This window comes from Prevotella sp. C0026C3 (assembly GCF_056590795.1).
The window spans coordinates 1-8,010 of the sequence record NZ_JBWPWW010000034.1 but is presented as its reverse complement, the minus strand read 5'-3'; the positions used below and the strand labels follow the sequence as shown (position 1 = coordinate 8,010).

The following is an 8,010-nucleotide window of genomic DNA, read 5'->3' as shown; positions in this document are numbered from 1 at the left end:
AATGCAATGCGGGAGAGTAGGTGGCCGCCTTCTTTTAACGAGAGCCTCGATTACTGAATGTAGTCGGGGCTTTTTTGGGTATACCTAGCTCTCCCTAATCGGCGTATACAAGTTTTTTGAGCTTTTATTTGGAATATTATTGCAACATATTAGCTTTTTAGCTAACTTTGTATAATACCATAATATTTCTTGATAATGGCTAAAAAATATGATTATTTAATTGTAGGTGCAGGTTTGTATGGCTCTACTTTTGCGTATCGTGAGATTCACAAGGGTAGGCGTTGTATGGTAATAGATAAGCGTCTACAAACCGGAGGAAATCTTTATTGTGACAATATAGAGGGAATTAATGTACATCAATATGGTGCACATATATTCCATACGAATCATAAAGGGGTTTGGGACTTTGTGAATAGTATAGTTCCATTTAATCGCTATACAAATTCTCCTGTTGCAAATTATAGAGGGAAACTCTATAATCTTCCTTTCAATATGAACACTTTCTATCAAATGTGGGGTGTTACTACGCCGGCTGAAGCTGAAGCTAAATTAGCTGAGCAACGTGCTGAAGCCTTGAATCGTATGAGGAATTTAGGTATTGATGAACCTCGTAATTTAGAAGAACAAGCCTTATTATTGATAGGGAAGGATATATACGAGAAGTTGATTAAGGGGTATACGGAAAAGCAATGGGGAAGAAAATGTACTGAGCTTCCTGCCTTTATTATAAGACGTTTACCTGTTCGTCTAACTTTTGATAATAACTATTTTAATGATTCGTATCAAGGTATACCTATTGGTGGATATAATAAATTGATAGATGGGTTGTTGGACGGTGCGGATGTTATGGTTGGTGTTGACTTCTTTCAAGATAAAGAACATTGGCTGAATCTTGCTGATAAAGTTTTATTTACAGGGAAGATAGATGAATTTTACGATTATAGATTTGGAAAGTTGAACTATCGTACTGTTAAGTTTGAGACAGAAATTCTTGATACGGCTAATTATCAAGGAAATGCTGTTATTAATTATACGGAATCTGATATGCCTTATACACGCATCATAGAGCATAAACATTTTGAAATGTTTGGTTCTGCTATTAATGCTTGTCCAAAGACTGTTATCAGTAAAGAATACAGTATGGAATGGAAAGATGGAATCGAACCTTACTATCCTGTAAATGATGATGTGAACCAAGCACTTTATCGTCAATATGCAGCTTTAGCTGCTAAAGAGGAAAAAATAGAGTTTGGTGGAAGATTAGCCGAATACAAATATTATGATATGGCACCAATAATACACAAGATTATGTTTTAAGAAAATGAAAGAGCAAGATTGAAAATCCTGCTCTTTTATTTTATCTAATTCTGTCCATGCTCTTGACCAGTTTTTCATCGGCCACAATCCCATGTCTTGCTAGATAGAGGAGGATAATAGTTATAAGTGGTAAACATGCTGCAAAATTAATATGTGCACTTCCTAATATATCGTGATTACTATACAAATAGAAGCCATATAGCGCATACCAGATTAGTTGTAGAATAATCCCTCCATTACAAAACTTCACTTGTAATTGACGATTCTTGTATAGGAATATTGTGATAATTGCTATAATGGCAGATAAGCTTTGTACAATGAACAATGGGCAGTTAGAGAAATCTATTCCGGATTCCAGATGATTATATGTTGCCAAATTGAATAATATAGCTCCTTTGCTAATGCCAGTAGGTGGTGTATAGTGAGCTATCGGCAAATAGAGGCAGAAGCAAATTACCACGATAGTTGCAAGCAAGAATAATGTTTGTTTGCGTTGTAACATCTTTTAGTCTATACTAAGATTGTCTGTGTCTGTAGCGGGATCGCGCCAATATACATTTCCCTCTGTAAACTCCTCAGTAGCTAGCAATGTAGGTTTTGGTAGTTTCTCATAATAGCGAGATATTTCAATCTGTTCACGATTTTCAAACACCTCTTCCAATGAGTCATTGTATGAAGCAAATTCTGCAAGTTTCTTATTTAAATCTTGTTTGATTTCTACAGAAATCTGATTTGCACGTTTTGCAATAATAGCTACACTTTCATAGATGTTTCCAGTCTCATCACAGAGATCCATGATGTTACGAGTGACAGTGTTAACTGGAGCTTTAGACTTTTTATAATCCATTATTATTGATGTAATTTAATTATTTTCTTTTTCTGATTTCTGGTCTTCTGGTTGCTTTACAGCATGAGCCGTTTTATCTTCATTAGTATATTTCTTACATTTTTCTATGTATTTTTCTGCAGTTTCCTTTTCTTTAGAATCTGGGTATTCATTTAGAAAACCATAGCATTCGTCTTCTGCATCTTGATAGCGCTCAAATTTCTTTTCATCTACACTTTGTTGAGCTAATTCAAATTTACTTTTCATAATAAGCAATGAAAAGTCTTCACGCTTATTACTATAAGGATAATCTTTCAATGCATTTTGTGCAGTGATGATACATGCTTGATAATTATTACCACCGCTCGTACAATTGCCGAAATATGATCCTAAATCATAATATAGCTTTGCCGATGCATATTCCTTTGTTACCAACTTATCTTGCAGTTCAAACAGACGTTGCTGTGCTACTTTCTTGAACTTTGAATCTGGATAAAGGTCTAGGAAAGTTTGGAAAGCCGAGATAGCAGTGATAGTCATAGATTGATCCAAACGAGGCTCTGGGGTACTCTCATAGATAGCTTGTCCTTCGTAGAAGTGAGCCATCTCTGCAAATTGTCCACGTGGGTATGACTGATAATAGCGTTTGAAAGCTTGTGCAGCACCTTCATAATCTTTGCTACAATAAGATGCCATACCTAGCATGTATAGGCTTTCTTCTGCATTATCTGTTCCTTTCTCGACAGCTATAAGATCTGTGAGCAGAGTAATGGCTCTAGTATATTTGCCATTGGCAAAACATTCTTTAGCGAATTCGTATTTATAAGGATAATTATTGCTCTTGTACACTTTGTTGAACTCTTGGGCACAACTAGAGAAGAGCAAAATGGTACTTATTGTTATCAGAAATACTTTTTTCATATTGTCGCTTTGAGGATACAAAGTTACTGATATTTCTAGGATTGGCAAAGTAAACGAAATCTTTTTTCGTATTTTATTAGTCTTTATAACGCTATTACCAAGGTGTTTTGTAATTTTGTAGAGATGAATTTCAAATTAACATCTAAATATAAGCCAACGGGCGATCAACCTCAGGCCATTTCAGAACTGACAGAGGGATTACAAAATGGGGATAACGCACAAGTATTACTTGGAGTAACCGGTTCTGGAAAGACATTTACGGTAGCTAATGTTATAGCTAACGCAAATAAACCGACATTGATTCTTAGTCATAATAAAACCTTAGCAGCTCAGTTGTATCAAGAGATGAGAGATTTCTTTCCTGATAATGCCGTTGAATATTATGTTTCTTATTATGACTATTATCAGCCGGAAGCCTATCTGCCGTCATCTGATACTTATATAGAGAAAGATCTGGCTATTAATGACGAAATAGACAAGTTGCGACTTGGAGCAGTGTCTGCTCTTCTCTCTGGGCGAAAAGATGTTATTGTTGTCTCTTCTGTCTCTTGTATTTATGGTATGGGCGGACCTGTTGCCATGCAAGAAAGTATTATTTCTATTAAAAGAGGGCAGCGATTGGATAGGAATGACTTCTTGCGTCGATTGGTCAATGCTCTATATGTGAGAAATGATATAGAATTGAAACGAGGCACTTTCCGGGTAAAAGGAGATACTGTCGACGTCTTTATGGCTTATAGTGATAATATTTTGCGAGTTACATGGTGGGATGATGAGATTGATAGCATTCAAGAAGTTGATGCTCTTACATTTCAGCGTTTATCTGATTTTGAGGATTATCAGATATATCCGGCCAATCTTTTCGTCACGTCTAAGGAGCAAACCGAACAGGCTATTCGTATGATTCAGGATGACTTAGCCAAGCAAACTGAATACTATCATGAAATTGGCGATAACATAAAGGCTCAACGAATTAAAGAACGTGTTGAGTATGATATGGAAATGATAAAAGAGTTAGGCCATTGTAGTGGGATAGAAAATTATTCACGTTATTTTGATGGTCGACAACCGGGCGAGCGTCCGTATTGCCTTTTAGACTTTTTCCCAAAAGATTTCTTGCTAGTTATAGACGAAAGCCATGTCAGTGTTCCTCAAATCAATGCGATGTATGGTGGTGATAGGGCAAGAAAGCAGAATCTGGTAGAATATGGATTTAGACTTCCGGCAGCTTTCGATAATCGTCCATTGAGATTTGAGGAGTTCCACGAACTAATCCATCAAGTCATTTATGTCAGTGCCACACCGGCAGATTATGAATTACGTGAATCTGAAGGTGTTGTTGTTGAGCAGATAATTCGTCCAACAGGACTATTAGACCCGGAGATAGAAGTGCGTCCCAGTGAAAATCAGATAGATGATTTGATGGATGAAATTCTTACACGGATTCATCGACATGAGCGTGTGTTGGTGACTACCTTGACTAAGCGAATGGCAGAAGAATTGACTGAATACTTATTGAATCACGATATCAAAGCAAATTATATTCATAGTGATGTAGCCACACTCGATCGTGTCAAGATAATGAATGACCTTCGTGTTGGTGTATATGATGTGCTTGTAGGAGTCAATCTGTTGAGAGAAGGACTCGATCTTCCCGAAGTATCGTTGGTAGCTATCCTCGATGCCGATAAAGAAGGATTCCTTCGCAGTAAACGAAGTTTGACGCAGACTGCTGGTAGAGCGGCTAGAAATGTCAATGGTAAGGTTATTATGTATGCTGATACCATTACCGATAGTATGCAGGCAACCATTGATGAAACGGCTAGGCGGCGTTGTAAACAGCTTAAATATAATGAAAAACATGGCATTACGCCGATGCAGATTGTCAAAGATATTAAAACATTCCCGATTGGTACTGATTCCGGAGAGGATAGGAATGTTATAAAGGGCAAATATCAAGAGTATGTAGAACCTACAGAGATGGCATTTGTAGCAGATCCTATAGTCAAGCGTATGACGCGTCCGGAATTGGAAAAGAGTATCGAACATACCAAGAAATTAATGCAACAAGCTGCCAAGGATTTGGATTTCATACAGGCTGCACAATATCGCGATGAATTGATACGCTTACAAGAACAGTTAGAATTAAAAGGTGTTTCTGTAAAATAAGATATCAAGGCGTCATCATATGATGGCGCCTTGAATCTTGATGAATAATATTGTTATTCAATTATTTGTAGCATTTTATCTTTATTCCTTTATCTCTTTAGTGTTCCCTCTTGGTAGAACTTGAGCATGTTAATATATAATATAGACATATATTTGCTCTGTAGTTCGTTTTGTTGTGCTGTGAGTAATTTATCTTTTCCAGTCATGAGTTCAACGATATTCTTTAATCCTAAGCGAAATTGCTCGCTTAATAGTTCATAACTAGTTTTTGCACTCTCCACACTTACTCTTGCTGCCTTAAATTGGTTTTGATTGGTAGTGGCTTGCAACCAATAGTTTTCGATAGTAGAGTAGAGAGTCGTCTGCTCATTTTTTAAGTCAAGCATACTGTTTTCCCTCATTAATCTAGCTTTGTTGATAGCTGTTTTAGATGTTCTGTTATCAAATATGGGTACACTGATGGTTACTCCAGCCCCTGTAGAAAAATTATTTTTTAATTGGCGTCCCCATGCGTTATCATTCATAGAGGTGGTACTCGTACTTATTCCGGCATTGGCACTAATGGTCGGCATTTTTTGAGCTTTGGCAATGGCTATCTGTAAGTCACTTTGAGCAATGCTATTCTGATAACTTTTAATTTCCGGACGATTATCCAGTGCCGCATTATAAATCATATTCATCGTCGGAATCTGTTGCAATGCTTGCTCATCTGTCGTTGATGGAATCGCGATATTAAAATCTTTATCGTCTGTAATTTGTAGGAGTTCTTTTAATTGTCTTTTGTAGTTCTTCACTTGACTTTCTGCCGAGACAACGTTGTATTCATCTTGTGCGCGTTGCGAGGTTAGTTGTGCTAGGTCGGCTTTACTCATCTTACCCACTTGCACCATTTCTTTTCCTCTGTCTTCATTCTTGGTACTTGTTTCCAAACTTTCTTTGTTTACCTTAATGGCCTCGCTGGAATATAGTATCTGAACATAGAGTTGAGCTATCTGTTCTTGGATATTACGTGCAGTAGTCGCAGAGTCTATAACTGCTTTGTTTTCAACCAGTTGATTTAATTTAATGTTGTTTCTGTTTTGATTACCGTTCCATAATATCCAATTGCTACTGATGGCATAGTTTCCATTGTAATATGTTTTGTCCACGGCTAGCTTTGAATAACCATCCCCACTGATACCACTAGTTATCCACGGAGTGTAACCTATATTTTGGCTTGTAGACGCACTTAACGAGGGGAGAAGTGCTGCTTTCGATTGTAACACGTCTTCGTGAGCGCTCAGTTTATTTATTTTTTGCTTCTGTAGTGAGATATTATTTTGCAATGCGTAGTTTATACAGTCTTGCAACGACCACTCTCTAGCCATACTTGTCATGGGTATTGCGCATAGAGCTAGGCTCAATAGTTGTGTGACAATCTTATTATACATATCTATAATTGGTTGATGATTTTGTTAATATGAAATCTTACGCGTAGATTCTATTTTACTATTTGATGAAAAGAGAGAAGCAAAAGTTGCTTTACTCGTCTTATATTAACATTCTTTTAAAAAGATATTGTACAATGTATAGCGTTTATGATGCATATATGCTAAAAGACTGCAATCACGATAATGATTGCAGTCTAGCTATGTATTTACCTAAGATGTCAAACTCAATATTGACCGTAGAACCTACCGATATATCACAGAAGTTGGTAAACTCTCTGGTATAGGGGATAATGGCTACTGTGAAACTATCTTCTGTTGGCTCGCATACGGTTAGAGATACACCATTCACTGTCACGCTACCTTTATCTACAGTGAAATATCCTCTTTTTATCATCTCAGAATTTTGCTGATATTTAAATGTAAAGTAAGTAGAACCATTTGCATCCCGCATATTAATGCAAGTGGCAGTCTCGTCTACATGTCCTTGTACAATGTGTCCGTCAAGCCGACCGTTCATAATCATGGAGCGTTCCACGTTTACTTTGTCACCTACTTTAAGTAGTCCAAGGTTCGACCGATCCAAAGTCTCTTTCATAGCTGTTACTGTATAGGTATCCCCCGAAATACTAACGACCGTCAAGCAAACACCATTGTGGGCAATACTTTGGTCAATTTTCAATTCGTCTACAAACGAACACTTCAGCGTGAAGTCTATGTTTTCCCGTTCCTTATTGATAGCTACTAGTGTAGCCATTTCTTCTACAATGCCACTAAACATATTTTAAATATTTATTTCTGTGTAGAGACGGAGTGTATCTCGCTTGGCTGTCATCTCTTTTAACCAAAAGGAGACGATGCATGCATCGTCTCTACACATTGGATATAATATCCATCTGTTTTAATAAAAAGGGGTTGCCCGATGATGTGATGAAACTCCGAGAAATCAATGATTGAGAGTCCTCCGTCTTTGTAATCCACCGGTCTTGCGACTTACCTCTTACGAGTTTATGTGGCCCGCCATTAACAAAAGGAACATCCTCGGTTTTCGATATTATTTGATGAGTATCCCGATCAAACCGACACAACCCCAAAGTCGTTCTCCTTTTATTCTTTTTATGCAAAGATAGCACCAATGAAAACTTGTTTTCAAATTGCCGAGTGCAACTTTACCTTATGCAAAGATAGCATCTTTTTCATTTCCCTCCAAATATTTATAGGAAAAAGGAAAGAGCACTGCAAGTTACAAAACGAAGTGCAATAAAAGAGTAGTCCTCGCCGAGAGATGCAGACGTTCTCGAAGCGTAGCGAGAGGTTGTCTGCATCTCTCGGCGAGGAAAAAGAAACAAC

8 protein-coding genes are annotated in these 8,010 nt (G+C 37.3%); 2 read left to right on the top strand and 6 right to left on the bottom strand.

Annotated elements, in window-relative coordinates; translation table 11 throughout:
- The first annotated feature begins 195 nt into the window (after positions 1-195).
- Entirely contained in the window at positions 196-1,317 is a 1,122-nt protein-coding gene (gene glf / locus AC1EK4_RS11710; protein WP_480358376.1) for a UDP-galactopyranose mutase, read from the top strand.
- A gap of 40 nt (positions 1,318-1,357) precedes the next feature.
- Here the strand turns inward: glf and AC1EK4_RS11705 are convergent, their stop codons facing one another.
- The 3 genes from AC1EK4_RS11705 to AC1EK4_RS11695 are packed head-to-tail and all read right to left on the bottom strand — an operon-like array spanning position 1,358 to position 3,064.
- Entirely contained in the window at positions 1,358-1,819 is a 462-nt protein-coding gene (locus tag AC1EK4_RS11705; RefSeq protein ID WP_062434684.1) for a DUF4293 domain-containing protein, read from the bottom strand.
- Between the two features lie 3 nt (positions 1,820-1,822).
- Positions 1,823-2,164 carry a DNA-directed RNA polymerase subunit omega gene (locus AC1EK4_RS11700; RefSeq protein ID WP_036900850.1) on the bottom strand — a complete coding sequence of 114 codons (342 nt, stop codon included), beginning with the start codon at positions 2,162-2,164 and terminating at the stop codon, positions 1,823-1,825.
- A gap of 15 nt (positions 2,165-2,179) precedes the next feature.
- Positions 2,180-3,064, bottom strand: coding sequence for an outer membrane protein assembly factor BamD (locus tag AC1EK4_RS11695; RefSeq protein WP_052053052.1), 885 nt, complete (start codon positions 3,062-3,064; stop codon positions 2,180-2,182).
- 123 nt (positions 3,065-3,187) lie between these two features.
- Here AC1EK4_RS11695 and uvrB point away from each other — a divergent pair, with 123 nt between their 5' ends.
- Complete coding sequence (gene uvrB / locus AC1EK4_RS11690; protein ID WP_480358373.1) at positions 3,188-5,233, top strand: excinuclease ABC subunit UvrB; 2,046 nt, start codon at positions 3,188-3,190, stop codon at positions 5,231-5,233.
- Between the two features lie 89 nt (positions 5,234-5,322).
- Here the strand turns inward: uvrB and AC1EK4_RS11685 are convergent, their stop codons facing one another.
- The 3 genes from AC1EK4_RS11685 to AC1EK4_RS11675 form a co-directional block, all read right to left on the bottom strand.
- Positions 5,323-6,663, bottom strand: a complete 1,341-nt coding sequence (locus tag AC1EK4_RS11685) for a TolC family protein (protein ID WP_480358371.1) — start codon at positions 6,661-6,663, stop codon at positions 5,323-5,325.
- Positions 6,664-6,838: 175 nt separating this feature from the next.
- The gene (locus AC1EK4_RS11680) at positions 6,839-7,441 is read right to left on the bottom strand and encodes a riboflavin synthase (protein ID WP_036900905.1); all 603 of its coding nucleotides are present in this window, start codon (positions 7,439-7,441) and stop codon (positions 6,839-6,841) included.
- A 59-nt stretch (positions 7,442-7,500) separates the two neighbouring features.
- Complete coding sequence (locus tag AC1EK4_RS11675; protein WP_480358369.1) at positions 7,501-7,641, bottom strand: hypothetical protein; 141 nt, start codon at positions 7,639-7,641, stop codon at positions 7,501-7,503.
- Between the last annotated feature and the right edge of the window lie 369 nt (positions 7,642-8,010).